General features: G+C 57.4%; 24 protein-coding genes. 16 read left to right on the forward strand and 8 right to left on the reverse strand.

The window, feature by feature from the left end:
* The first annotated feature begins 56 nt into the window (after window positions 1-56).
* Both FXO11_RS05220 and FXO11_RS05225 read left to right on the forward strand, forming a co-directional pair.
* The gene (locus FXO11_RS05220) at window positions 57-794 is read left to right on the forward strand and encodes a response regulator (RefSeq protein WP_148861907.1); all 738 of its coding nucleotides are present in this window, start codon (window positions 57-59) and stop codon (window positions 792-794) included.
* Window positions 795-878: 84 nt separating this feature from the next.
* Window positions 879-2,444, forward strand: coding sequence for an ATP-binding protein (locus tag FXO11_RS05225; RefSeq protein WP_148861908.1), 1,566 nt, complete (start codon window positions 879-881; stop codon window positions 2,442-2,444).
* A 304-nt stretch (window positions 2,445-2,748) separates the two neighbouring features.
* Here FXO11_RS05225 and FXO11_RS05230 read toward each other — a convergent pair whose 3' ends face one another.
* Together FXO11_RS05230 and argF are read right to left on the reverse strand one after the other, a co-directional pair.
* Entirely contained in the window at window positions 2,749-3,825 is a 1,077-nt protein-coding gene (locus FXO11_RS05230) for an ABC transporter ATP-binding protein (protein ID WP_148861909.1), read from the reverse strand.
* A gap of 1 nt (window position 3,826) precedes the next feature.
* Window positions 3,827-4,735, reverse strand: a complete 909-nt coding sequence (gene argF / locus FXO11_RS05235) for an ornithine carbamoyltransferase (RefSeq protein ID WP_148861910.1) — start codon at window positions 4,733-4,735, stop codon at window positions 3,827-3,829.
* Window positions 4,736-5,121: 386 nt separating this feature from the next.
* Here argF and grxD point away from each other — a divergent pair, with 386 nt between their 5' ends.
* Window positions 5,122-5,457: a Grx4 family monothiol glutaredoxin gene (gene grxD / locus FXO11_RS05240; RefSeq protein ID WP_148861911.1), complete on the forward strand. Its 336-nt coding sequence runs from the start codon at window positions 5,122-5,124 to the stop codon at window positions 5,455-5,457.
* A 155-nt stretch (window positions 5,458-5,612) separates the two neighbouring features.
* Here the strand turns inward: grxD and FXO11_RS05245 are convergent, their stop codons facing one another.
* From FXO11_RS05245 to FXO11_RS05265, 5 genes are all read right to left on the reverse strand, one after another.
* A complete protein-coding gene (locus FXO11_RS05245; protein WP_148861912.1) occupies window positions 5,613-6,473 on the reverse strand; it encodes an energy transducer TonB family protein in 861 nt (286 codons plus the stop codon).
* 37 nt (window positions 6,474-6,510) lie between these two features.
* On the reverse strand, window positions 6,511-8,742 hold the full coding sequence (locus FXO11_RS05250; protein ID WP_148861913.1) for a DUF1631 domain-containing protein: 2,232 nt from the start codon (window positions 8,740-8,742) through the stop codon (window positions 6,511-6,513).
* 313 nt (window positions 8,743-9,055) lie between these two features.
* Window positions 9,056-9,658, reverse strand: a complete 603-nt coding sequence (locus FXO11_RS05255; protein WP_148861914.1) for a Yip1 family protein — start codon at window positions 9,656-9,658, stop codon at window positions 9,056-9,058.
* 130 nt (window positions 9,659-9,788) lie between these two features.
* Window positions 9,789-11,072: an HlyC/CorC family transporter gene (locus tag FXO11_RS05260; RefSeq protein WP_148861915.1), complete on the reverse strand. Its 1,284-nt coding sequence runs from the start codon at window positions 11,070-11,072 to the stop codon at window positions 9,789-9,791.
* A 109-nt stretch (window positions 11,073-11,181) separates the two neighbouring features.
* Window positions 11,182-11,985 (reverse strand): cytochrome C assembly family protein, encoded by an 804-nt coding sequence (locus tag FXO11_RS05265; RefSeq protein ID WP_148861916.1) that lies wholly within the window; start codon window positions 11,983-11,985, stop codon window positions 11,182-11,184.
* A 175-nt stretch (window positions 11,986-12,160) separates the two neighbouring features.
* Between FXO11_RS05265 and ffh the strand changes: the two genes are divergently transcribed.
* The 13 genes from ffh to ung all read left to right on the forward strand — a co-directional run bounded on the left by ffh (window position 12,161) and on the right by ung (window position 25,936).
* Window positions 12,161-13,546, forward strand: a complete 1,386-nt coding sequence (ffh, locus tag FXO11_RS05270; RefSeq protein ID WP_148861917.1) for a signal recognition particle protein — start codon at window positions 12,161-12,163, stop codon at window positions 13,544-13,546.
* Between the two features lie 170 nt (window positions 13,547-13,716).
* Window positions 13,717-13,962 carry a 30S ribosomal protein S16 gene (rpsP, locus tag FXO11_RS05275; RefSeq protein ID WP_148861918.1) on the forward strand — a complete coding sequence of 82 codons (246 nt, stop codon included), beginning with the start codon at window positions 13,717-13,719 and terminating at the stop codon, window positions 13,960-13,962.
* Between the two features lie 41 nt (window positions 13,963-14,003).
* The gene (gene rimM / locus FXO11_RS05280) at window positions 14,004-14,531 is read left to right on the forward strand and encodes a ribosome maturation factor RimM (protein ID WP_148861919.1); all 528 of its coding nucleotides are present in this window, start codon (window positions 14,004-14,006) and stop codon (window positions 14,529-14,531) included.
* 3 nt (window positions 14,532-14,534) lie between these two features.
* Entirely contained in the window at window positions 14,535-15,293 is a 759-nt protein-coding gene (gene trmD, locus FXO11_RS05285; protein ID WP_148861920.1) for a tRNA (guanosine(37)-N1)-methyltransferase TrmD, read from the forward strand.
* Window positions 15,294-15,318: 25 nt separating this feature from the next.
* On the forward strand, window positions 15,319-15,675 hold the full coding sequence (gene rplS, locus FXO11_RS05290; RefSeq protein WP_148861921.1) for a 50S ribosomal protein L19: 357 nt from the start codon (window positions 15,319-15,321) through the stop codon (window positions 15,673-15,675).
* Between the two features lie 152 nt (window positions 15,676-15,827).
* Window positions 15,828-16,709 carry a site-specific tyrosine recombinase XerD gene (gene xerD, locus FXO11_RS05295; protein WP_148861922.1) on the forward strand — a complete coding sequence of 294 codons (882 nt, stop codon included), beginning with the start codon at window positions 15,828-15,830 and terminating at the stop codon, window positions 16,707-16,709.
* Between the two features lie 149 nt (window positions 16,710-16,858).
* Window positions 16,859-17,605 carry a DsbC family protein gene (locus FXO11_RS05300; RefSeq protein WP_148861923.1) on the forward strand — a complete coding sequence of 249 codons (747 nt, stop codon included), beginning with the start codon at window positions 16,859-16,861 and terminating at the stop codon, window positions 17,603-17,605.
* 169 nt (window positions 17,606-17,774) lie between these two features.
* The gene (locus FXO11_RS05305; protein ID WP_148861924.1) at window positions 17,775-19,076 is read left to right on the forward strand and encodes a homoserine dehydrogenase; all 1,302 of its coding nucleotides are present in this window, start codon (window positions 17,775-17,777) and stop codon (window positions 19,074-19,076) included.
* A 94-nt stretch (window positions 19,077-19,170) separates the two neighbouring features.
* Window positions 19,171-20,571 (forward strand): threonine synthase, encoded by a 1,401-nt coding sequence (gene thrC, locus FXO11_RS05310; RefSeq protein ID WP_148861925.1) that lies wholly within the window; start codon window positions 19,171-19,173, stop codon window positions 20,569-20,571.
* A gap of 73 nt (window positions 20,572-20,644) precedes the next feature.
* Window positions 20,645-22,375, forward strand: coding sequence for a single-stranded-DNA-specific exonuclease RecJ (gene recJ, locus FXO11_RS05315; RefSeq protein WP_148861926.1), 1,731 nt, complete (start codon window positions 20,645-20,647; stop codon window positions 22,373-22,375).
* Window positions 22,376-22,504: 129 nt separating this feature from the next.
* Window positions 22,505-23,600 (forward strand): peptide chain release factor 2 gene (prfB, locus tag FXO11_RS05320; protein ID WP_148861927.1). Its coding sequence is split into 2 segments (ribosomal slippage): window positions 22,505-22,576 and window positions 22,578-23,600, totalling 1,095 coding nucleotides; the frame shifts between segments, so codons are not numbered across the junction.
* 79 nt (window positions 23,601-23,679) lie between these two features.
* Window positions 23,680-25,191: a lysine--tRNA ligase gene (gene lysS / locus FXO11_RS05325; protein ID WP_148861928.1), complete on the forward strand. Its 1,512-nt coding sequence runs from the start codon at window positions 23,680-23,682 to the stop codon at window positions 25,189-25,191.
* Window positions 25,192-25,195: 4 nt separating this feature from the next.
* Entirely contained in the window at window positions 25,196-25,936 is a 741-nt protein-coding gene (gene ung, locus FXO11_RS05330; RefSeq protein WP_148861929.1) for a uracil-DNA glycosylase, read from the forward strand.
* Window positions 25,937-25,987: 51 nt separating this feature from the next.
* Here the strand turns inward: ung and FXO11_RS05335 are convergent, their stop codons facing one another.
* Window positions 25,988-26,821 (reverse strand): HDOD domain-containing protein, encoded by an 834-nt coding sequence (locus tag FXO11_RS05335; protein ID WP_148861930.1) that lies wholly within the window; start codon window positions 26,819-26,821, stop codon window positions 25,988-25,990.
* Between the last annotated feature and the right edge of the window lie 106 nt (window positions 26,822-26,927).

Genomic DNA, 26,927 nt, shown 5'->3' on the forward strand with positions numbered 1-26,927 from the left:
TTTCACCGAGGCGGGCCGCTAATTGGTTGGCTGTAAACGGAAAAACAAAATCAGAGATGGACGGCGTGGAACAATCAAACGAGAGTTGTAAGGTCCTCATTGTCGAGGACGATGAACGCCTGGCCGATTTGACACGGGAATATCTGGAGAGCAACGGGCTCACTGTTTCAGTGGAGGGGAACGGGGCGAAAGCGGTTGAGCGCATACGTAGCGAGCAGCCGGATATCGTTGTCCTCGATTTGATGCTTCCCGGCGAGGATGGGCTTTCGATCTGCCGGCGGGCCCGCCCCTTCTACTCCGGCCCAATTTTGATGCTGACGGCGCGCACCGATGACCTCGATCAGGTTTTGGGTCTGGAAATGGGCGCCGACGACTATATTTCCAAACCGGTTCGGCCCCGGGTGTTACTGGCTCGCATTCGTGCATTGCTGCGCCGGGTGAACGATAGCGGCAAGAGTGAGTCGGAACCAAAGTCCACTGAAGAGCCGGTACGTCTGGAGTTCAACGACTTGGTGGTTGATCGTTCCATGCGCGAGGCGTGGTTGAATAGCGAGAGTATCGACCTGACCAGTGCGGAATTCGATCTGCTCTGGCTGCTGGCTTCCAGCGCCGGGCGAGTCCTAAGCCGGGAAGAAATCTTCACCGCGCTTCGGGGTATCGAATACGACGGCCAGGATCGTTCCATCGATGTTCGAGTCTCCAGGATCCGCCCGAAAATTGGCGACGATCCGGTACATCCCCGGCGTATCAAGACGGTGCGCAGCAAAGGCTACCTTTTCGTCAAGGAAGCCTAATTAGGACGTGCGTCTGATATACCGTAGCGGGTCGAGCCTGTCCGGTGGACGCCGGCCCAGAGGTGCGTCTTCCGGAAAGGCCTTATGCCATTAACCCCCTTCCTGACTATGTTTGGCCGCCTTCTTCTGGTGGCCCTCGTCATCCTCGCACTGTGTGCGGGGCTGTTTTCCGGTGTCAACGCCGTACGCGAGCGTGACTGGAAAGAGCAGCAGGCCGCCCCACTCATGGACTGGCTCGCCGTCGCACCCCATCCATTGACCAGCTATCCCTGGCTAAACGGACTCTACAATCTCACCCTGCTTTCCGATGCGCCGGTAGAGCTGACCGCCGTTGAGGAAGAGCGCTTAGCCTATGGGCATGTTGTCGCCGCGAACGACGGGTTGGGGGTTCATGTCCGCCGTCTGGCGGGTTCCGGCGACATTATCGACGTGACTTTCCGTGACCTCTACCGGGATGTGGGCGAAGCGACGGCCCTGATAGCGCTGACCCATCTGAACCAACTGCTGCCACAGGACCGTCTTTCCGGTATGGAGAGTCTGGGGAATGAGCTGGGTGTCGATATTCAGCCGGTTACCGACGACGGACCAGCCCCCGAGGCTGCGACGCTTGAGCGTCTGGTAGAGCGGGGCTTGGCGTATGTTCAGCGTGAGTCATCCGAAGCAGCGCAGGTCTACCTGAGATTGAACGATGGCACAGTGGTTCAGATGCAACTGCGTGAGCCTTTCCATCCCTTAGCCTGGCCAGTGGTGTTGCTGGTGTTTTCGTTGGCTGCGGGTATCGCCGGTGTGTTCCTGTTTTTGCTGCTCAGCGGCGTGGATCGCAACCTGCGCGCCGTAGAGTCTGTGGCAGTGAGAATCTCTCGCGGCGAACTGGAAGCGCGCGTGGATACTCGGCGCGGCCCTCTGGTACGCCGGCTTGGCAAGTCATTCAATGGTATGGCGGAACACATCCAGCGCCTGGTGGAAGTGCAGCGTGAAATGATCCATGCGGTTTCTCACGAGTTGCGCACGCCAGTCGCCCGAATCCGTTTCGGCGTGCAAATGATCGAAGACTGCCCTGATGAAGCGTCCATGAGCAAGCAGCTTACCGGTATCGACGGTGATATTCAGGAGTTGGACGAACTGATCGACGAAATCCTCACCTATGCGCGGTTGGAGCAAGGGGGGCCGATCATGAACTTTCAGGAGGCCAGCGTGCCGGATATCGTTCGGCAGGTCGTTGAGGAGCAGCAGCGCCTGCGGCCCAACATGGCTTTCCAGGCAGAGTTTGTTGGCGATAGCGAATCTTGGGGGCTATCCGACATCGAGCCTCGCTATATTCATCGGGCGCTTCAGAACCTGGTGGGCAATGCCGGTCGGTATGCGGCAGGTCAGATCCGTGTACGCTGTCAGTTCGACGCCCAGACGTGCCGCGTTGATGTGGAGGACGACGGTCCGGGTATTCCAGAGAGTGACTGGGAGAAAGTGTTTACCGCATTCTCGCGGCTCGACGATAGTCGGACCCGAACCTCGGGCGGCTACGGGCTGGGCCTATCCATCGTCAGGCGTATTCTCTATTGGCACGGCGGCCAGGCTTTCGTGACCCGCAGTCCGGATCTTGGCGGCGCAGCCTTCAGTCTGGTATGGCCGAGGTGCCAAGCCGAAGACTGAGGGTCCGGACAAGCTCTCCCTTCTTGGGCTTCCTCGACTCTTGGTAAGGACGCTCGCTGTGAACCCGTTCTCACCGTCTCACGTGTTGTAACAAACGACTACACAAGCGCCACTGAAAGTCCGGGTGGGCACGCCCATAATTAAAAGCGTAAGGGATGACTATTTGAGGTTGTAGTTCTTACGAACTTTCCTTGTTTCATTCGTCATTTTTGAGGGGCCCGCAGTTTGTGGCCCCTTTTTTTATGTCTGCGGTTTTGTCTGACCTGCACTTACACCACGTTGTGCCTATACGTTCCGGATGGCGTCAGGTTCGCTCGAAGGCGATCAGGTGATCCGCTTCGACCCGGACCGGTACCGGCTCGCCCAACCTGAAATCCAGGTGGCTACGAAACAGCGCTTCGAATTCCGTCTCCGCGGAAAGCCGGAATCGATACAGTGTCGACGTGCCGGCAAAGGTTTTCTCGATGACCTTAGGCCGCAGCGTCGACTCCGGGTCGAAGACGATATCGTCCGGCCTTATCAGCACATCCACCAACGTGTCCTTCGGCCAGGGATAGGCGCGATTGCCGCGAATAATGCCCAGCTCCGATGCGATACTGTCCGGCCCCAGGGCGGTCCCTTTGACGAAGCCCCCCTGGCCGACGAAACCGGCAACGAAACGATTGGCGGGTTCGTGATACAAGTTATACGGTACGTCCCACTGCTGAACGCGGCCATCGCGAACGACGGCGACCTGATCGCACATGGCGAAAGCTTCTTGCTGATCGTGAGTCACCAGGATCGCGCTAATGCCTAAGGTTTTAAGGATATCCCGCACGTCGAGGCTGAGTCTGCGGCGCAGGTCTGCATCTAAGTTGGAGAAGGGTTCGTCGAGCAGGATGAGCGTTGGCTCTGGGGCCAAAGCGCGTGCCAGGGCTACACGTTGTTGCTGGCCACCAGACAGGGCATGGGGGTGCTGCTCGGCCAGGTCATGCAAGTGCACCAGCTCCAGCAATTGCGTTACTTTGAGCCGGCGTTCCTCGCGGTCCAGATGACGTAATCCGAAAGCGACGTTTTGAGCGACGGTCAGGTGGGGAAACAGGGCATAGTCCTGGAACACCATGCCGATACGTCGCTTCTCCGGCGGCACGGCTCGCCCCGGGACACTGATAGGCTTGCCGCCAAGACGGATCTGGCCGTTTTGCAGCGGCAGGAAACCGGCGACGGCACGTAGGATGGTGCTTTTTCCGCACCCGCTCGGGCCTAGCAGACAGCCGATATCACCCTCGCTCAAAGCCAGATGGATATCGCTGACCACGGTGGTATCGCCATAGCCACAGGTGAGATTATCGATCTCCAAGAGCCAGCTTGCGGATTCCTCCGACGCGTGTGCAGTGGTCATTTCAGCCGCCCAGGATGAGGAATTCGAGCAGCGCTTTTTGGGCGTGAAGGCGGTTTTCCGCCTCATCCCATACCACTGCGCTGGCGTGCTCCAGCATATCCTCGGATATTTCTTCGCCGCGATGGGCGGGCAGGCAGTGCATAAATAATGCTTCGGGATCTGCCAGCTTCATTAACTTGGGGGTGACCTGATAGGGCGCGAAAGCGCGCGCGCGGATGGCCTGCTCTTGTTCCTGGCCCATGGAGGCCCACACGTCCGTCGCGATCAGGTGAGCGCCGCGAACGGCTTCTTCCGGTTCGCGTATGACCTTCACCCGGTCGGCATTGGCGTCAAGCAGTTCCGCGTCCGGTTCGTAGCCCTCCGGGCAGGCAATATGCAATTTGAAACCGAATTGCTCGGCAGCGTTGATGTACGAGTCGCACATATTGTTGCCATCCCCAATCCAAGTCACGGTGGCGCCCCGAATGCTGCCCCGGTGCTCGCGGAAAGTCTGCATATCGGCCAGTAGCTGGCAGGGGTGAAACTGATCGGTCAAGGCATTGATGACCGGGACACTGGACGCTCCGGCAAACCGCTCGATCTTGTCGTGCTCGAATGTCCGGATCATCACCGCATCCACCATACTGGAAATAACCCGGGAAGAGTCCTCAATAGGTTCGCCGCGACCAAGCTGAGTATCGTTGGGCGAGAGAAAGAGTGCGCTGCCGCCCAGTTGGGTCATGCCGGCTTCGAAGGAAACCCGGGTCCGGGTGGACGCTTTCTCGAAGATCATGGCCAGTACGCGATTTCTGAGCGAGTCTCGGATTTCGCCCGAACGCCAGCCTTTCTTCAGGCTGATGGCGTTATCGATCAGTTGATCCAGCTCAGCCGGGGAAAAATCCAACAACGTAAGAAAATGTCTGGCAGCCATGCATCTGATTCCGTACTTGATCTAAATAAGGAGGGTTCAGGGGTTCTTTGTCGGGCTCAGGGAAATAGAGAACACCGGCAAGCGGCCATAATCCGCACCGGTACAATAGCGTTGTTTGCTGGTCAACGAGCCTGTCGCGAAACAGACTGGGCATAGTATCGGCAAATGCGGATATTGACAATGTGAGGGGCGCCCTCAGATAGGAGGAGAGCGTAACGGAACCGGCCGTTCTGGAGCTAGCTACAGAATGGCCGCGCGGGTTGCTCCATGGCCAGAATTCCGGCGGCTGTGTACAATGGGTATAAATTTAGTCACTTCTTAGTAACTTCCGCGACATGCGACTGGTCGGCCCGAATGGCCGGCACGACGACGAGGTAGATTTGTCTATGGATATCAATGAAACGATCAAAAGCCAGCTTCAGGACAATCCGATTATCCTGTACATGAAAGGCTCTCCCCAGCAGCCCCAGTGCGGCTTTTCCGCGCGCACGGTTCAGGCGCTGATGGCCTGCGGTGAGCGGTTTGCCTACGTGAATATCCTGGATAATCAGGAGTTGCGCGAATCACTCAAGGAGTACTCCAACTGGCCGACTTATCCGCAGCTCTATATCAATGGCGAATTGGTTGGCGGCTGCGATATCGTGCTGGAAATGTCAGAGAATGGCGAGTTGGCTGAAATGGTCAAGGCTGCTGCCCCGAAAAGTGAAAGCACCGAGAACTGATGCTCTCATTTGAGCTGACGGCTCTCCTAGTCTGAGGTCCTTGGTCTAGACTGAAGGCTTTCGCCCTGGGCTGAGGGCTCTTGTCCTGAGGTAAAGCTCTTTTCTGAGCTGGAGGCTCCTGCCGTGGGGTGCGATGCGCCTATCGTAGGGTCGAATCATTCGGCGCGCGGGGAGAATCTAAGCTCCACCTGAAAACGAAAACCTCGATCCCGAGCCGATTCCGGAGGCTCGGGATAGGGGCTGGCAGCCAGGGCGCTTTGCCGGGCTGCCAGATCAAGCGTTGCTTTTCCGGAACTTTCAACGGTGTCCACGCGCCTCAAAGCCCCGCTTTCCAATAGATGTAACTCCAACCTTACCGTGCGAACCTGCTTCAGGCTGCGTATAGAGCGTACCGGCCGGCTGTCCAATTCGTCGCTTATGTGCCGCCACAGCAAGCTGACGTAGGGATCTTGCTCGATCTCTTCTTCCGGCAATTGGGCGCGATCTTCTCTGATGTCGGGCGTCGGCGTTTCAACGGGCGAGCCTGCGCTGTTTTGCTGGCTGGGTGCCCCGGGAGGGCTAGGCATACTGGATTGACTAGATGCGCTGGAGGGATTGGAGGCTGCATCCATGCGGGGGCTGTTCCGCGGCGAGAATGAGCGATGTGACTCGCCTGCCTCAAGGGACAGTGATTCAGATTGGTTTGTTGGCGGGCGTTGTTGCTCCGCCGGAGCAGGTTCCCTTGTAGGCGCTGCCTCGGGACGAGCGTCCGCGCGGTATGGGTCGGGTGTCTTGTGCGCCGGTTCATTCTTGGCGGGCGATGAGGCTGCGCTGCTCCTGCTGGGCGCGCTTGCCTTACTGGCTTCCTGACGGTCGGCCAGGAGCGTGAAACGGACGGTCGAGGATTTGGGGGTCGGCTCGAGTGCCCAATTATGCAGGATAGCCGCAAGGATAAGCGTGTGCAGCAGGAACGCCACCGACAGCGTAAGCACCAGGCGATAGGTCGGCTGGCCATTCTGGTGACGGGGCAACGGCATGTGGCTCCTGCATCAACTCGCGACAGCGGTAGTCAGTCTATCCCGCACTCCGCCGCAAACTGCCGACAACTGCATCGAGAGCCCGGTCGATTAACGCGCCCTGTTCCAAGATGGTTAGGCGGCCTCGACGCATTTCGTGAGCCAGGTCGGTGCGGCTTTTTTCGATAACCTTAAGGCCCATCCGGTTGACGAAGACGAAGCAATCGGCTTCCTCAATGACGGCTGAAAGTTTGCAGCGAAAGCGCGCGCCGTTAACCAAATTAAACTCGACCCAGTGACCTACGGCGATTTCATCGATTTTGCTGATGTACTCGGCAGTGGCGGCGTCTTCGATTTCCTGCTGCCGCGCGATGGCCGTGGAGCCATCTTCGGATGCCAGTTCAACCTCCCCGCTGTCGACCGCTACCGCGGATCCCTGTTCGGGCGGTGAATCGGCGCGGGCCTCGGCGAGGGCATGAGCTCGGAAGGCTTCGGTCAGCTCGTGTTTGAGGTCGCTCATCATGGCATCAAGCCCGGTCGAGTTATAGGACACTTCCTCCAGTCCCGCACGCAAGCTCTTGAGCAGTCCCGGCACAACGCGAACCCATTGATCGCGCTCGTCATCTTCGAGATGCGGATGCAAGCACCAGATCAGATCGTCAACCACCCGAACGGACTGGTTCCAGCGGTGCTCAACGTCATTGCGCAGGTAGGCCAGGAACATCACCCGGCTCCAGCCGTTAACGAGAATATTGCGGATAGTATCGGGGACCTGATGGCGACGGAGTTTTTCTTGCAGGAGTTGATCGACCGTCTCTTGGGCTTTCTGTGATTTGATGCGGCCGCGTTCGGATTCGCGGGTGCGTTGTTCTACCAGGGTGGCCTTGCGGTTTTCCCGGGCCAGGAATTGGTCGAACTCCTCGTTGAGCTGTTCAAATAAGGCAATATCGCCGTCGTATTCGTCGAGAACCCTCAGCACGATATTGTGAATTTGCTCATACAGCTTGTCGCGGACCTTTTCGTCACTCTCGCTCCAGCCGATACCAGCCCGGGCCAGGGCATTGAGCAGCTTGCGCGCTGGATGCGTTGCGCGGCTGAAAAACGTTTTATCCTTGATCACAACTTTAAGGATGGGGATCTGGAGCCGGCTGATCAGCACTTGGATGGGCGCCGACAAATTGTGGTCATCGAGGATGAAGTCAAACAGCATTGACACCAGGTTAATCAGGTCTTCGTCCGCTTCGCTTAGGGCGGCGGGCTTACCGTCACTGGGCTTTTGTTGCTGCAGCAGGTGTTGAACGACCTCATGCAGGTCGACGACGATCGGCTCGCCCTTGCTCAGATTATCGGTAGCATGGGTGTTGGGGTCGTGGGGGATGTGGGCCAGCAACTGGAAAAGCTCTGCCCCGGCGACGACGTGCAGGCTGGGGTTCGACGAGCGCGGCATGCCCCCGTTATTGCGTTGTTGCGCCAGTAGTTCGCGAATTTGCTCGAAAACAGCGTCACTTCGATCGGCGCCACCCATACCCGGCACTTCGCCATCGGCGACCGGTTTTTTGACTGACTCGGGCTGAGGTTTCTGTGCTGTCTGGCCTGTTTTGCCATGAAAACGGAAGTTGGGAATGATACCGGCCTGAATCAGGATCCGGTTGGCCTCGTCCAGCAGCATACCGAGATTCGATACGACATAACGGTCGAACTGCTTGAGTACGATCAGCCGCTCGCGGATCTGGATCTCCAGAGCCTGGGCGGCTTCGACGAAAGCACTGCATAGGTGTTCCGGCGCCAGCGGATTGACTGGATCTTCTTCGCTGGCTTTGGGATAGATAGAGCTGAACCGCGCCTGAAGCTGTATCAGCGGCCCTTGGAAATAGGCGCGGGACTTGGAAATCATGGCGTTGAGCGCGACTTGTTCTTCCAGCTCATCGTTCTGGATCAGGGACAGCGTTTCCGCCGTGGTTCCGCTGTGGTCGACCACCTCTGGGGAGGTCGTGCGCGGTGGCTGAACGAAAAGCTGGCTGACGGCTGTCTGAAAATGCTTTTCGACGCCCTTACGCTTGATGCGGATTTCGCGCATCGCTTCGAAGTAGCGGTTCTGCTCGTTGTTGCTACGCGCGTTGTTGGCAAGCTCGAATAGGGAGTCATCCACGGCGTCAAAGGCGCCTTGCAGCAGATCGCCCAGGCCAGCGACAACGGTATCCCGGATCTTGCTGATTTCCTTAGGCAAGCCAGCAGCGCTCCCCGGGCTCTTGTGCTCGTGGAGATAATGTATGCCGGACTGCTTATTCATGGCCAACTCCTTCTACGCCTCAACCGGATACATGACCGAGCAAACTGCCTTATAATTATAGGGATCAAGATCTTACGCACCGCGGATTATAAAAGCTCAAATGCAAATAGGTATTAACTTCCGTTCATCATTTGAGCATAAACAGTATTAGCCTCAAAGTGTAATTGCTGGGGATGACATTAACAAAATATAACATCTATACAGTGAAAAGGCCGCCCTTATGCCAAGGACGGCCTGATTCATTAACTGTCGTACAGGGTTTGTCGAGGAAGTTCGCGACTAACCAGGCAGCGCCCTAGGGAAAGGCATGGTGTCAGCTCACGTAAACCGGGCCTATACCGACACTCCAGATGACCACGCTGATAGCGAGCAGTGCCACCAGCATCACCAAACCTACGGTCAGTACCGAGGAGGCAAACATGAAGCCCCGATCGGCCGGAATTTTCATGAGAATGGGCAAGCCCTCGTACAACAGATATACCGAATAGCCTACGGCGATCAGCCCGACCAGCATGTTCACCCAGATATTGGGGTAAGCGGCGATCACCCCCATCAGAAACACCGGGGTTGCAGTATAGGCGGCAAGAATAACGCCTTTTGGGTTATCTTCACGAACGCCGTAGGTGGCGGCGAAAAAGTCAATGAATCGTCCGATGATGTAGATGCCGGCCAGCATGGCGGCATAGAACAGTGCGCACAGCTGTAAAGCACTGCTGAAGGTTAGCCTTATGACCTGCCCGTCGCCGATCTGCCAGCCCACCTGAGTCGTGCCGTAGAGGCCGGCTAAGGCGGGTACCAGCGCCAGAAACAAGATGTGCCCAAAGTAAAGGTGAGTGACGGATTCGGAGTCCTTGCGAATGGACTCCCATTCCTGATCGGGGTCCGTCAGCAACCCCATTGTGTGACCTAGGCTCATGGATATGACTCCGCGTTATTATTGTAGATCTACGTAGTCAGTTTTGAGCCATGGCTGCGAGCGGGTCAAGAAATCGATTAAATTTTGATCTTCCTAGCCGGTCGTTCGTTATAACTGCAATGCATAGCTTTTAAAGATCTGCGCGCAGTTTCTGGCGCCTTAGCGGTGGGTGGACGTTCGCCGCTTTGACCACATTGTCCTTGATCTGCAGAACTTCGATGCGCACGCCGTTGACCTTGAGGCAAACATTATTCTCTGGGATCGTCTCCAGTGTTTCGGTAATCAGGCCATTCAGCGTTTTGGGGCCGTCGGTGGGCAGCTTCCAGCCCAGCATCTTGTTAATCGTACGAATATGGGCTGAACCATCGATGATGTAAGTGCCGTCGTCCTGGGGGATGACATCCGGGCTGGTGGCTGCGTAGTCGGTGGTGAAGTCGCCAACGATCTCCTCCAGAATGTCTTCCAGTGTTGCGATACCCAATACGTCGCCATATTCGTCCACCACGATACCGATGCGGCGCTTGGCCTTCTGGAAGTTGATCAGTTGGAGGTGTAGCGGTGTGCTTTCGGGAACGAAATAGGGTTCCCGGCACAGCTGCATGATCATGGCTTTGTTGATGTCGTCCTGCATCAGCAGCTTGGACAGGTTGCGCAGGTGGAGCATGCCCTGGATGTTGTTGATGTCTCCCTTGAAAACCGGCAGGCGCGTGTGCTGGCTGTTACGGGCCTGGCGCAGGATGGTTTCAAGGTCGTCGTCCAGGTCGATGCCCACGACCTCGTTGCGGGGCACCATAATGTCGTTCACCGTCACCTTTTCCAGGTCGAGAATGCTCACCAGCATGTCTTTGTGTTTACGTGGAATAAGCGCGCCTGCCTCGTTGACCAGCGTGCGCAACTCCTCGCGGCTGAGATGTTCGGTAGAGGCGTCTTTGGCCGATATGCGTAGCAGCTTCAGGAATGCACCCGTAAATAGATTGACCAGCCAGACGATTGGATAAAGGATCTTGAGCAGGGGCTGCAGAATATAGCTGGCCGGGAAGGCAATGCGCTCGGGAAATAGAGCGGCCAGGGTTTTGGGGGTGACTTCGGCAAAAATAAGGATAACGACCGTCAGCAGAACGGTTGCGATGGCGATGCCGGCGTCGCCCCAAAGGCGAATTGCAATAACAGTCGCAATGGACGAGGCAAAAATGTTGACGAAGTTGTTGCCTATCAGGATCACACCGATAAGCTGATCGGTGCGCTGTAGCATTCTGCTGGCCCGTTTCGCGCCGCGATGACCGGTCTTGGCGAGGTGTTTCAGTCGATAACGGTTCAGGGTCATCATGCCGGTTTCCGAGCTGGAGAAAAACGCGGACATGACGATGAGAGCGGCGAGGAGGATGAACAGCGCCGAAAGCGGTGCTTCGTTCAAGCAGGAAGATCCTTTTGTTGCTATCGATAAGAAGAGAGAAAATAGGAGTTAGCAGCCTGGGGTGTCAAGCGCTGTGATGGCGTGAAGTCCCGGCTATCCGCGCTCCCCGTCAGGTGCGCTGGAACACCAGTTCTAGCACGAACTTGCTGCCGTAATATCCAAGCATCAGCAGGACGCAGCCGGCCAAGGTCCAGCGGCTGGCGGTAATGCCGCGCCAACCCTGGGTGTAATGGCCAATCAGCAGTGCCGAAAATACCAGCCATGAAACAATCGAGAACAAACTTTTGTGCGCAAGGTCTTGGGCAAACAGATCGTTGACGAACAAGGCCCCGGTGACGATCGCCAGTGTGAGAACGATAACCCCGGCCCACAGCAGCTCAAAAAGCAGTGACTCCATTGTTTGCAGGGGCGGCAGATTGCGAATCAGCAGGCTGTTGTAATTGCGTTTGAGTTGTCGATTCTGCATGTGTACTAATAGCGCCTGGACGGCGGCCAGGGTAAACAAACTGTAGGCCGTTACCGACAGGGCGATGTGCGCCAGCATCCCCCAGTTGTTCTGAGATACATAGTGGGGCGGTGAATGGAACGCCAGGACAAAGACCACGGTTAGAGCGGCCAGCGGATAAATGGCCAGAAACAGGAATTGCATCGGCTTGCGGCTATTCAGGATCAGCAGCAGTAGCACCATAAACCAGGATATCAGCAGGGAGGCGGGGAAAAACCCCATATTCAATGCCGAGTGGCCCGCCACGATATCCCAGCTCAGAGCTCCGTGGCTCACCAGAGCTAAGGCGCCAATCAGGGACGTCAAGCTGGGGTTGGGCTTGATCCTGCCACGGAACACGAGGGTCTGCAGCGCAGTTCCCAGGCTATAAAGGAAGAGTGTGGTTACGGCAAGGATGAGGGTGCCCATTAAGCTTTCATGGTCCGTTACTGAATCGGCTGTTCGTGTCAGAGCGACAGTCTGGTTATAATGTGCTGATTGTGCAACTGGAATCAATCTTAAGGAGCCTCCGAAGGGCCGCAAACCGTTGCATTGAGGGTCCTTCGTCCTTTTTATGCACCACAGATGAGAATGCTGAGTCGCCATGTTTGAGAATCTCACCGACCGTCTTTCCGGTAGCCTGCGCAAGATTTCTGGCCAGGCAAGACTGACAGACGACAATATAAAGGACACCCTGCGCGAAGTGCGCAAGGCGCTGCTGGAGGCGGATGTTGCGCTGCCGGTCGTTAAAGACTTCATCGAGGGGGTGCGCCGTCGCGCCGTTGGCACGGAAGTAAAGCGTAGCCTGACCCCGGGGCAGGTGTTCGTAAAAGTGGTCCAGGACGAATTGGTTCGGGTCATGGGCTCGGCCAACGAGGACCTGAATCTTTCGGCCCAGCCGCCGGCGGTCGTGATGATGGCGGGTCTGCAAGGCGCGGGTAAGACCACCACGGTGGCAAAACTTGCACGTCACCTTCAGGAGCGCAGGAAAAAGTCGGTGATGGTTGTCAGCGCCGACATATACCGGCCTGCGGCCATTCGCCAGCTGGAGACCCTGGCCGAGGATGTTGGGGCAACCTTTTTCCCCAGCTCAGCCGATCAGGATCCTGTCGCTATTGCCGAGGGCGCGATTGATGCCGCTCGCAAAAAGCACATTGATGTCGTGATCCTGGATACCGCCGGCCGTCTGCACGTTGACGAGCGGATGATGGACGAGATCGGCCGTTTGCAGAAAACGGTCAAGCCGGTGGAGACCTTGTTTGTGGTCGACGCCATGACGGGGCAGGATGCGGCCAATACGGCGAAGGCATTCAACGACGCGCTGCAGCTGACCGGTGTCGTCTTGACCAAGACGGATGGCGATGCTCGCGGCGGTGCTGCATTGTCTGTACGACACATCACGGGCAAGCCGATCAAGTTCATGGGTGTCGGTGAAAAGACGGAGGCGCTTGAGTCTTTCCATCCGGATCGCGTGGCATCGCGCATTCTTGGGATGGGCGATGTGCTCTCCCTGATCGAGGAAGCTGAGCGCAATCTCGATAAAAAGAAAGCCGACCGGCTCACCAAGAAAATCAAGAAAGGCAAGAGTTTCGATCTTGAGGATTTTCGTGACCAGCTCCAGCAAATGAAGAGTATGGGTGGTATCGGTGGGCTCCTGGATAAGCTGCCGGGTATGGGGCAGATGGCCCAGATGGCCCAGCAGCAGGTCAACGATAAAAGTGTTGGTCAGCTTGAAGCCATCATCTGTTCCATGACGCCGAAGGAGCGACGCTATCCGGACGTCATCAACAACGCGCGCAAGCGGCGTATCGCGGCCGGCTCGGGAACCCAGATTCAGGATATCAATCGGCTGCTCAAGCAACATAAGCAGATGTCCAAGATGATGAAAAAATTGGGCAAAAAGGGTGGTATGGCCAATATGATGCGAGGAATGCAGGGGATGATGCCGCCGGGGGGCGGTGGGGGTAAGCCGCCGTTTGGCCGTATGTAAAACCCACGACCTGGATCTTTGTTAAAACCCCGTGTTGGCTGTTTTCATTGGCCAGGATTTAGCATAGAATAGCGCCCCTTTCGAGTATGGGTCTTCGCGCACAGGCTCTTAATGCCCAACGCCGCGCGATTAAGACAACGTTTATACAACAGAACAGGATATTGGTCGAAATGGTAACAATCCGTTTGGCTCGTGGTGGCGCCAAGAAGCGTCCTTTCTACCATCTGGCAGTCACTGACAGCCGTAAAGCCCGCGATGGTCGCTTCATCGAGCGTGTTGGCTTCTTCAATCCGGTGGCGCGTGGCCAGGAAGAGCGTCTGCGCGTTGATCAGGAGCGTGTTCAGCACTGGATCAATCAGGGTGCGCAAACGAGTGATCGCGTTGCCAAGCTTCTCAAAGAAGCCGCTGCCAAGTAAGCGCTGACTGATTAGTCGTTTGTACGAACCGGGGCGAATGTATGGCAGAAAACACGCAGGAAACTGTGGTTGGCCGCATCACCTCGGTTTTTGGGGTTAAGGGATGGGTCAAAGTCTATTCCTATACTGCTCCCATGGAAGGCATTCTGGATTACCCGCATTGGCAAGTCAGTCTAGGCGGTAAGCCGATCAGTCTTGAAGTAACAGAAGGCAAGCGTCACGGGCCGGGTCTTGTCGTTCGGCTCAAGGGTGTCGATGATCGCGAAGTAGCTCGATCATATTGTGGACTGGACATCACAGTTCCGCTTAAGAGCTTGCCTGAGCTACCCGAAGGCGAATTTTACTGGCATCAGCTAGAAGGGCTGACCGTTAAAACGCCGGAAGGCGCGGTTCTTGGTAAGGTGAAGCACCTGATGGAAACGGGGGCGAACGACGTCGTCGTGATACGTCCGACACAGAATTCCATCGATAACCGTGAGCGTTTGATTCCGTATCTTCCGGATCAGGTGATTCAGAGCATTGATCTTGTTGCCGGCATGATGGTGGCGGACTGGGATCCGGAGTTCTGATCCATGTGGATCGGCGCAGTCACGTTATTTCCCGATATGTTCGACGCTGTTCTTGAGTACGGTGTTACCAGTCGGGCGGTGCGTGACGGGCTGCTTTCGGTGCAGCGCTGGAATCCTCGCGATTTCACGCATGATCGTCACCGTACGGTTGACGATCGTCCGTACGGTGGCGGACCGGGCATGCTGATGAAGATCGAACCGTTGCGCGATGCGATTCAGGCTGCGAAAGCGTCGGCCGGTGGTCATGCGACGGTTGTGTATATGTCTCCCCAAGGAGAGCCTCTCACCCAGACTGTGGTCGAGGAGCTAGCCCAAGCCGAGCGATTGATACTCGTCGCCGGACGTTATGAAGGGGTAGACGAGCGGTTGATCGCAACAGAGATCGACCGGGAGGTATCCCTGGGGGATTTTGTCCTGTCCGGGGGTGAGCTGGCTGCAATGGCCGTGATTGATGCGGTTACCCGCCTCATTCCGGGTGCACTGGGCCATGCGCAGTCGGCAGAGCAGGACTCGTTTGCCGACGGATTGCTGGACTGTCCGCATTACACCCGTCCCGAAGTGTACGAAGGGCGTCAGGTGCCGGAGGTCCTTTTAGGTGGGCATCACGAGCAGATCCGGCGTTGGCGGTTAAAGCAATCGCTAATGCGGACCTGGGAGCGGCGCCCCGATTTGCTGGAGAAACGGCAGCTAACGGGTGAAGAGCGTGAGCTGTTGGACCAAGTTTTGAACGAACCGGGTGCCTCTGGGTCAACAGGGCATTGAAAGATTGGGTATTCAGGAGTTAACGATGAGCGGCAAGAACAACATCATCAGTCAGATCGAAGCGGAGCAGATGACCCGGGAAGTCCCGGAGTTTGGTCCCGGCGACACTGTTGTTATCCAGGTACGGGTTACTGAAGGTAATCGCGAGCGTCTACAGGCTTTCGAAGGCGTTGTCATCGGCAAGCGTAACCGTGGCATGAACTCGTCCTTCACCGTGCGCAAAGTATCCTACGGCGTGGGTGTAGAGCGTACCTTCCAGACTCACAGCAAGCTGATTGACAGCCTTACCGTCAAGCGCCGTGGTGATGTGCGTCAGGCCAAGCTGTACTATCTGCGTGATCTGTCCGGTAAGGCAGCTCGCATCAAGGAAAAGCTGGGTTAAGCCGATTGCGCTTCGGCGTAGCCGGCAGCTCAAGAAAAAGGCAGCCTCACGGGGCTGCCTTTTTGCGTCTGGGATCGGGTATGTCTCACGCTGGTTGATCGTTGGCTGGAGGGTGTTGCTTGGTCGAGGAATGTCGGTCAGAGGATCGCGCCATGTTGCGTCGGTTCAACGATGCCTTATGGCTTGAATTTGGTCTCGGTGAACGTACTCGCGAGGCCTACCAGGGGGATTTGGCGCGCTTGTCGCGTTGGCTCGAGAAGCAGCCGGATAAGCCGCTTCTGCAAGGCGTCGCTCGCCCCCATCTTCTGGCGTGGATTTCCGAGGGTATGGCGGCTGGTGCGCAAGCCTCCACGGCTGCCAGGCGCCTATCCGGGTTGCGCCGCTTCTATCGCTTTTTGCTCCGCGAGGGCTTGATCGCCGAAGATCCGACCTTGCGAATTGACAGCCCCAGTCAGCCTAAGCGCTTGCCGGATACCCTTTCGGAGCAGGATATCGAAAGCCTGTTGAGCGAGCCTGATCCCTCCGTAGCCATTGAATTGCGAGACCGTGCAATGCTCGAGATTCTCTATGGTTGCGGCCTGCGTGTGTCGGAGCTGGTGAACCTGACCGTCGATCAGGTCAATCTACGCCAGGGTGTGGTTCGCATTACAGGAAAAGGCGGTAAGGAGCGATTGGTGCCTATGGGCGAGGAAGCGCTGGATTGGCTGGTGCGCTACATGCGCGAAGCACGCGGTGATTTATTGAAGCAGCGGACGGCCGATGCGCTGTTTCCAGGCAACCGAGCACAGCCGATGACGCGGCAGACGTTCTGGTACCGTATCAGGCACTACGCCAGTCGGGCCGGCATCCAGAAAAAGCTATCGCCGCACACGCTGAGGCATGCGTTTGCCACCCACCTGCTCAATCATGGCGCGGATCTTCGTGTTGTGCAGATGCTGCTTGGGCATGCCGACCTGTCCACGACCCAGATCTATACTCATGTAGCGCGCCAGCGCCTGCAGGATTTGCATAAGGCTCATCACCCCCGCGGTTGATCGTGGGTGGTCTGACTGGCCTGCAGAACTTTGTCCCGGTATCGTTGTCCACTGGCTTATTGCGCTTTATCGTTGCAATGGTTTTATCCTGCGAAATAAACGTTTTTGCGGCGTAGACAATTGGTTTTATTGCTAAAACAAGAGGCATCATGACAAATACGTGCAAGCTCCGTTTTATGGGCATGGCTCTGGCCATTCTGAGTCTGTTTTCCTGCGCGGCTTATGCTGCCGACGATGGGACGAAAAAGGCTCTCCGCGATCGCCTGGAGGCCTCTATCCCGGGATTGAAGATCCAGAATGTGAAGGCCTCCAGCGTGGATGGCCTGTATGAGGTGACCACCAACAATCCAGAAATGATCTATGCCACCGAGAATGGCGAGTATTTCCTGGTGGGCGACCTGTATCAGGTTGGAGAACAGGGCTTGAGTAACGTGACCGAGCAGGGCCGCGCCGAAGCGCGGGCGAAGCAGATGGCCACGGTTGAGCGCGATGACATGATTAGCTACGCCCCCGATGGCGATGTGAAGGCCGAGATTTTTGTTTTCACCGATATCGACTGTCCATACTGCCGCAAGCTGCATCAGGATGTGCCGCGTCTCAACGAATTAGGTATACAGGTGCACTATCTGGGGTACCCCCGCTCTGGACCGGGCACGCCGTCTTTCAAGAAATATGTGTCTGTCTGGTGTGCTGACGATTCCAGCGCGGCTATGGACAAGGCCAAAAACGGCGAGTCTGTCGCGCCGGCAAATTGCGATAATCCGGTAGCCGACCAGTTTCGCCTGGGGGGCGAGGTCGGTGTGACCGGCACCCCCGCCATCATTCTTGAGGATGGCAATATGATTCGAGGCTATGTCCCCGCTGACCGCCTGGCGCAGGGGCTTGGGCTGCTTTAGGCAATATCCTCGGCCGACGCTTGGTCCCCAGTTCGCAGGATTGGCTCCCAGCCGTTTTTTTCGGGGGCCAATCGTTATAAACTGCCGCGCTGGAGCTGGGTTTTAGGGGACTTTGAATGACGCCTAAAGTCCTGGATCCACGCCATTCATCTGGATCAGGGGAACGAACTTGAAAGAGGTCAGAGTCGGTATCTGCGGACTGGGTACAGTGGGCGGAGGCACATATAACGTGCTGATGCGGAACGCTGAAATGATTGCCGGGCGCGCTGGAAGTCCGATTCGAATTAGCCGGATTGCCTCCCGACGCCGTCGCGATGACATCGACCTCGGTGAGATCCCTTTTTCTACGGACGTATTTGATGTCGTCAACGATCCCGATGTAGATATCGTAGTCGAATTGATTGGCGGCTATGAGGTGGCTCGCGAGCTGGTGCTTGCCGCCATCGAGAACGGCAAGCACGTGGTTACCGCCAACAAGGCACTGATCGCCGTTCACGGCAACGAGATCTTCGAAGCAGCCGCTGAGCGCGGCGTGATTGTGGCGTTCGAAGCAGGCGTTGCCGGCGGTATTCCGGTTATCAAAGCGATCCGCGAAGGCATGTCGGCTAATCGGATCGACTGGATTGCCGGTATCATCAACGGCACCGGCAATTACATCCTCACGGAAATGCGTGCCGGACGCGAGTTCGATGAAGTGCTCAAAGAAGCCCAGGCCCTGGGCTATGCCGAAGCCGATCCCACCTTTGATGTCGAAGGCATTGATGCTGCGCACAAGCTGACCATACTGGCTTCTACGGGTTTTGGCGTACCGCTGCAGTTCGAGCGCGCCTACACCGAAGGCATTTCCGAAATTACCCCCTACGACATTACTCATGCTGAGCTGCTGGGTTATCGCATCAAGCACCTCGGCATTGCCCGTCGCCGCGAAACCGGTATTGAGCTGCGCGTACATCCCACACTGGTCCCGCGGAGCCATCTGATCGCTCAGGTCGACGGGGTTCTCAATGCGGTACTGGTTGATGGCGATGCGGTCGGTCAAACCATGTATTACGGTCCCGGCGCCGGCGATGAAGCGACAGCGTCTGCGGTCATTGCCGATATCGTCGATGTCGCGCGTACCGTCGCACACCAAAGTTTGCAGCGGGTGCCTTATCTGGGCTTCGAGCCGTCGTCGCTGGATAGCCTGAAAGTGCTCGATATGGAAGATATCCAGTCCGCCTATTACCTGCGGATCGAGGCTCTGGACCGCCCGGGTGTACTGGCTAAAATCGCGTCTGTGATGAGCGAGCACGGTATCAATATCGAATCCATCATGCAGAAGGAATCCGAGCTGGAAGACGGCCGCATTCCGGTGATTATCTTGACGCACACCGTGCAGGAGCGTCAGATCAACCGGGCCATCGAGGATCTGGAAGCGCTGGCGGAGATCGAAGATAAGGTCGTTCGTATCCGGGCCGAAAACTTCAGCTAGCGAGAATTTCAACGGAGGCGGTCGCGCGGCTGTCTCTCCAGGTACTTGGGTTGTCTGGCGTGCGGCGTTAGGCAGCCCCTGACGGGAAAAGATTGTGAGATACATCAGTACACGGGGCGATGCGCCTTCACTGGGTTTTGAAGACGTTCTCCTGACCGGCCTGGCCCCCGACGGCGGCCTCTACGTGCCTGAATCCTTGCCTAAGTTCAGTCTTGAGGACATTCGCAGCTGGCGAGGGCTTTCCTACGCCGAGCTGGCCTTCAAGGTGATGCATCCGTTCGTCGAGGATGCGATCCCTGCCGACGATTTCCGCGCCATGCTGGACGAGACCTACAGCCAGTTTGCTCACAAGGCGGTGGCGCCATTGGTGCAGCTCGATAGCAACGAGTGGGTTCTCGAGCTCTTCCGCGGGCCGACCCTGGCCTTCAAGGATTTTGCCCTGCAGTTGCTGGGTCGCTTGCTGGATTACGTACTGGATAAGCGCAAGCAGCACGTGGTCATTATGGGGGCGACCTCCGGCGACACCGGCTCGGCCGCGATTGAGGGCTGCCGCCATTGTGAGCATGTGGATATTTTTATTCTGCATCCACATGAGCGGGTGTCTGAAGTGCAGCGCCGTCAGATGACGACGGTCGTCGGTGACAATGTTCACAACATCGCCGTGAAGGGCAACTTCGACGACTGCCAGCGGATGGTGAAGGCCAGCTTCGGCGATCAGTCGTTCCTGCAGGGCAAAACTCAGCTGGTGGCGGTCAACTCCATCAACTGGGCACGAATCATGGCGCAGATCGTCTACTACTTTCAGGCGTCCCTGGCCCTGGGTGGACCGGACCGCAGCATGGCGTTCTCGGTGCCGACCGGTAATTTCGGCGATATCTTTGCCGGTTATCTGGCGCGGGAGATGGGGCTGCCCATCAGCCAACTGGTGATCGCCACCAACCGCAACGACATCCTGCACCGTTTCATGAGCGGCAACCGCTACGAGCAGCAGCAGTTGGAGCACACCCTGTCGCCGAGCATGGACATCATGGTGTCCAGCAATTTCGAGCGTTTGCTGTTCGACCTGCATGGCCGGGATGGCGCCGCAGTGCGCGATCTACTGGAGCGCGCTCAGACCGAAGCGGTGAGTGTGGAGGATTATCGCTGGAAAGCGGCTCGCAAGTTGTTCGATAGCGACGCTGTCGACGATGCGACGACCTGCGAAACGATTCGCGAAATCTTCGAGCAAAACGAATACCTGCTCGATCCCCACACGGCTATCGGTGTCCGTGCGGCCCGCAACTGCCGACGCGATACCAGCGTGCCCATGATCACCCTGGGTACGGCGCATCCGGCCAAATTCCCGGATGCGGTGAAGCAGTCCGGCGTAGGCGTGAAGCCGGCGTTGCCGCACCATCTGGCCGACTTGTTCGAGCGGGATGAGCGCTATACCGTGCTTGAGGATGATTTGCAGTCCATTCAGGACTTTATCCTCGCTCACTGGAAGAACACCTAAAACTCGATCCGGGCGCAGCGCAGACATGGCTGTGCCCGGGAAATCCTGAAAGACCCGACACACCCGACACACTATGACGCCACGTAAGATTATCCGGCGTCCCTTGCCGGAGCAGCTCGCCGATTGGGGGCTTTCGCTGCCGCCCTTGCTCAAACGCCTCTATCAAGCACGGGGTGTTCGATCGGAAGCCGAGCTCGACTATACCCTCAAGCAACTGGCATCGCCGTTCGAGCTGCGAGGTATCGGCCGCGCCGTGGAGCTGATTGCGGAGGCGATCAGGCAGGATCAGCGCATCCTGATTTTGGGCGATTTTGACGCGGATGGGGCCACCAGCACCGCAGTGGCCGTGCTCGGATTGCAGATGATGGGCGCACGGCAACTGGACTTCCGGGTACCCAGTCGTTTCTCCGATGGCTATGGCTTGACGCCGGGTATTATCGACCGTCTGGAAGAACAGGGCGCGTTGCCCGACCTGATGATTACCGTCGACAATGGTATTGCGGCCGTCGAAGGCGTCGAGGCAGCCATACGCCGGGGGATGCGCGTGGTGGTCACAGACCATCACCTGCCAGGGGATAGCCTGCCGGCTGCGGATGCCATCGTAAATCCCAATCAGAATGGCTGTCCGTTCCTTAGCAAGAATGCTGCAGGCGTCGGCGTCATGTTTTACGTTTTAACGGCGTTGCGCCGGTATATGAGCGATCACGGAATGCTCAACGGCCCAACACCGAATCTGGGATGTCTGCTGGATCTGGTCGCCTTGGGAACGGTAGCCGATGTGGTACCGCTGGATCAGAACAATCGCATCTTCGTCGAGCAGGGCCTGCGTCGGATTCGTCAGGGGGAGGCCCGGCCTGGCATTCTGGCGTTGCTAGAGGTCGCCGGGCGGGATTTTAGCCAAATCAGTGCCACGGACTTGGGCTTTGTGGTGGGGCCAAGACTCAACGCCGCGGGTCGGCTGGATGATATGAGTCTCGGAATTGCATGCCTGTTGGCGGACACGCAGGAGGAAGCCCGGCGTCTGGCGACCGAACTGGATCAGATGAATCGCGAGCGCCGTACGATCGAGACCGGTATGAAGGAGCAAGCCCAGGAGCTGCTGGCTTCGCTGTCCCTCGATCGCGAAGGGCTGCCATGGGGGCTGGCGCTGTTCGATCCCGACTGGCACCAGGGCGTGATCGGCATCCTAGCGGCCCGTATTCGCGAGCAAACCCACCGGCCGGTGATCGCATTTGCGCCGGACGAGGGTGGCGAGTTGATCAAGGGCTCCGCTCGCTCCATTCCCGGCCTGCATATCCGGGACGTATTGGCCTCGGTCGATGCCCGTTTCCCCGGCTTGCTGAAGAAGTTTGGCGGCCATGCGATGGCTGCCGGAATGACCGTCGACGCGACAGCGTTCCAGCAGTTTGCCGACGCCTTCGATGCGACCGTTCGAAAAATGATTACCGAGGATGCGTTGGAGGCGACGATTACCACGGATGGCCCTTTGACTAAGGACGAACTCACCCTGGAGACCGCCTATGCGTTGAAACGCTCGGGGCCGTGGGGACAGCACTTTCCGGAACCGGTATTCGATGGCGAGTTCGAGGTCATCAGCCAGCGTATCGTAGGCGAACGCCACCTCAAGCTGGTGCTTCGTCCACAGGCGGGGGGTGATATTCTGGATGGCATTGCCTTCAATACCGGGGCCGAAGTCGCGGATTTTACCCGTACCGGCGCGCGTATCGTGTACAAGCCCGATGCCAATACGTTCCGGGGCCGGACTCAGCTTCAACTGCTGGTGGATTACATCGAGCGAGTTTGACCGCCGCGGCGCTAAGCCGGCTGATTTCCATACAGATCTCCGGTAAAATGCGTCGCCTCTACCGGGCACAACCCGTGGCTATCGATCATTTTTTGTTTTTAGAATTTTTTACCCCGAGATGGAAGCTACATGGAAATTAACCCCATTCTGAACACGATTAAAGACCTCCGGGAGCGCACCGAAGCGCTTAGGGGGTACCTTTGACTACGATCAGCGCAGCGAACGCCTGGTCGAAGTAGAGCGCGAACTGGAAGATCCCAAGGTCTGGGAAGATCCCGAACGCGCGCAGAGTCTGGGTAAGGAGAGGGCCAACCTGGAGCTGATCGTCACGACGATCGATAAGTTGTCCAGCGGCCTGTCCGACTCTGAGGACCTTATCCAGATGGCGGACGAAGAAGAGGACGAGCAGGCCGCAGATGACATTCGTAGCGAGCTGGCGGGCCTGGAACAGCATCTGGAGAAGCTCGAATTCCGCCGTATGTTCTCCGGCGAAATGGACGAGAATAACGCCTATCTGGATATCCAGGCCGGGTCGGGCGGCACCGAGGCTCAGGACTGGGCCAACATGTTGCTGCGCATGTTCCTGCGTTGGGGCGAGCGCCGCGGGTTCAAAACGGAAATCGTCGAACTGCAGGAAGGTGACGTGGCGGGTGTCAAAAGCGCCACCATTCATTTCGAGGGTGAGTACGCTTATGGCTGGCTGCGTACCGAAACCGGCGTCCATCGCCTGGTGCGCAAGTCGCCGTTCGATTCCGGCAACCGTCGCCATACCTCGTTTTCCTCGGTTTTCGTAGCGCCGGAAGTGGACGACAGTTTCGTGATCGAGATCAATCCGGCGGATCTGCGTGTTGACGTTTATCGCGCCTCCGGTGCGGGCGGTCAGCACGTTAACCGGACTGAATCGGCGGTGCGTCTGACTCACTTGCCTACCAATACCGTCGTGGCCTGTCAGGCTGGCCGTAGCCAGCATCAGAACAAAGACCAAGCCATGAAACAGCTCAAGGCCAAACTGTTCGAGCTGGAAATACAGAAGCGCAACGCTGAGAAGCAGAAGCAGGAAGACGCCAAATCCGATATCGGCTGGGGGAGTCAGATCCGCTCCTATGTTCTCGACGATAGCCGCGTCAAGGACCTGCGCACCAAAGTTGAAACCAGCAACACGCAAGCCGTGCTCGATGGCGATATCGACAAGTTCATCGAAGCCAGTCTGAAGATGGCCCTCTGACGGTAGCAGGGTCCCTCCATTATCATCGGTCCGGATGTCACAGGGTCCCATCCGGACCAGTCAACGCTAGCGAGATATCATGACCGACCAAACCCCGAACGCCACACCCCAGGACGAGAACAGGCTCATTGCCGAGCGCCGGGCCAAGCTGTCCAATCTGCGCGAGCAGGGCAATCCGTTCCCCAACGATTTTCGCCGAACGACGACTGCGGCCGAGCTGCAAAAAACCTATGGCGATAAATCCAAGGAGGAGCTTGAAGAGATGGGGCTGGACGTGGCGATCGCCGGCCGGCTTATGCTCGATCGTAAGGCGTTCAAAGTGGTGCAGGACATGTCCGGGCGTATCCAGATTTATGCCAGCAAGGATGTCCAGAAAGACACCCGGCACTGGGATCTGGGCGATGTCGTGGGCGTTCGCGGCAAGCTGAGCAAGTCCGGCAAGGGCGACCTCTACGTGACCATGGACAAGTACGTTCTACTGACCAAGTCGCTGCGTCCGTTGCCGGAGAAACACAAAGGGTTGACCGATACCGAGGCCCGCTATCGTCAGCGCTACGTGGACCTGATGGTCAACGAGGACACGCGAAGGGTATTCCACGCGCGGTCCAAGATCATCAACTGCATCCGCAATTTCTTTACCCAGCGCGATTTCATGGAAGTGGAAACGCCGATGTTGCAGGCCATACCCGGTGGCGCCACCGCACGCCCGTTCATTACCCATCATAATGCGCTTTCTATCGACATGTACCTGCGCATTGCGCCGGAACTGTATCTCAAGCGCCTGGTTGTGGGCGGCTTCGAACGGGTTTTCGAGATCAACCGCAATTTCCGGAATGAAGGGCTCTCGACCCGGCACAATCCGGAATTCACCATGCTTGAGTTCTATCAGGCCTACGCCGACTATCACGACCTGATGGACTTGACCGAGGCTATGCTGCGCGAAACTGCACAAACGGTGCTGGGTACGACCACGGTGACCAATACCCGTGGGCTATCCAACGGCGAGACCGAAACTGCGGAATACGACTTTGGCCAGTCGTTCGAGCGTCTGACCGTGTTCGATTCCATCCTCAAGTTCAATCCGGACATCAAGGCGGATCAACTGGGCAACGCGGACGCGGCGCGTAAGATTGCCGAAGGCATGGGCATTACTCTGAAAGAGGGCTGGGGTCTGGGGAAGGTGCAGGTCGAGATTTTCGAGAAGACCGTTGAGCACCGCCTGATACAGCCGACGTTTATTACAGAGTATCCCACCGAAGTGTCTCCTTTGGCCCGCCGCAAAGATGCCGATCCGTTCGTCACCGAGCGTTTCGAGTTCTTCGTCGGCGGCCGGGAGATTGCCAACGGCTTCTCTGAGCTTAACGATGCGGAAGATCAGGCCGAACGTTTCCGCGAGCAGGTCGCCGAAAAAGAAGCCGGTGATGACGAAGCCATGTTCTACGACGAAGATTACGTTACCGCGCTGGAATACGGCCTGCCACCGACGGCGGGTGAGGGTATTGGTATCGACCGGCTGGCGATGCTGCTTACGGATTCTGCATCAATCCGGGACGTGATTCTGTTCCCGGCCATGCGTCCGGAAAAAGGTTAGCGATATGCACCCGGCCACCGAAGCGCTACGTCAGCAACTCAAGCCCGGCCGGGGTTGGCTGGAACGTCTCGACGATGAGTTCGAGAAGCCCTATATGCAAGCGCTTGGCGCTTTCCTTGCCGACGAGGAGCAGGCTGGCAAAGTACTGTTTCCTGCGCGCCATCACTGCTTCAATGCGCTGAACTCGACGCCGTTCGACAAGGTCAGGGTAGTGATCCTGGGTCAGGATCCCTACCACGGCCCGGGCCAGGCCCATGGCCTATGTTTCAGTGTCCGTCCCGATGTGCGAACGCCGCCATCGCTGGTCAATATCTTTAAGGAAATCGACTCCGAACTGGGTATCCGGCCACCGGACCACGGCTGCTTGCAGCCCTGGGCCGATCAAGGCGTCTTACTGCTCAACGCGGTGCTGACGGTGGTGCAGGGGCAGGCAGGCGCCCATCAGGGCCGGGGCTGGGAACACTTCACCGATCAGGTGATCGAGTTAATCAACCAGGAGCGGGAGAACGTGGTGTTTTTGCTCTGGGGGAGCTACGCGCAGAAAAAAGGCCGCATCATCGATCGCGAGCGGCATCTGGTGCTGCAGGGCCCCCACCCGTCGCCCCTGAGTGCTCACCGAGGCTTCTTTGGCTGCGGGCATTTTCGCCAGGCCAACGACTGGCTGGCTGAAAAAGGTCGCCCGTCTATCGACTGGCAACTGCCGGCGAAGGAAGAGCTGATCGCCAAATACAAGAAAGGCCGGTAAGTACCGGCCTTTCTGCGTTTTTGACTAGTGCACTAGATGTTTTCCAGGCCCTTACTGGAGTAGTGCCATGGCCGCTTCCATTTCGGCGTTCAAGTCTTCTTCCTGACTCATATCGATGTTGGGGTCCAGCCCCAAGCGTTCGAAAGCCGGTATCGTGTTCCAGTCGACTTCGGTAAACGGATGTTCGGTGCCAGCGACCAGCTGGAGGTTGGCCACCATGACCAAATCCGCGTAGTCCGTTTTGGGCACGACGCGCGTGAAGTTAGCGAACTCCGCAGGCACTTGCTGTAGCTCGGCCGGGAAATCCCACTTTTTCAGAATCTTCACGCCAATGTCGGCATGCAGTTCGTCGATCACGTTGTCCAGCATAATACTGCTGATTTGAATTTCGTTATCTTCGACATAGCGCAGAATCGGCAATACCCCGATCAGGTGGACCAGTCCGGCCAGGGTGGCCTGATCCGGCTTCAGCTTGGTGTAATGCTGGGCGAGTACATGGCAGATGCCGGCCACTTCGGTACTGGTCTGCCATGTGGCGCGCAAGCGCTTATCGATCATATCGGAGGTGGCCTGGAACATCTGCTCCATGGCTAGGCCCATGGCCAGGTTGCTGGTATAGGCCATGCCCAGGCGGCCAACCGCCATGGTGAGGTTCTCGATCTGGCGCGCTCCGCGAAACAGCGGGCTGTTGCAGACCCGGATCAGGCGAGCCGATAACGCTGTATCGGTACTGATGACCTTGACCAGGTCCTGGATGGAGGAGTCTTCGGACTCGGCGATCTCGCGAACCTGAAGTGCGGCTTCCGGCAGGGTGGGCAGCACCAGTTTGTCGCTTTCAATAGCTGCAGTAATGTCTTGCTTTAAGGTATCCGAGATCGTGGCCATAATTAGGGTGTTCCATCCGACGATATAACTAGCAGTAAGGTAACTAGTAACTGGCAGTAAGGTAACTAGTAATAAGCAGTAACTGGCAGCGAGCGGCAACTGAAAA

The organism is Marinobacter fonticola, assembly GCF_008122265.1.
GTDB classification, from domain to species: Bacteria; Pseudomonadota; Gammaproteobacteria; order Pseudomonadales; family Oleiphilaceae; genus Marinobacter_A; species Marinobacter_A fonticola.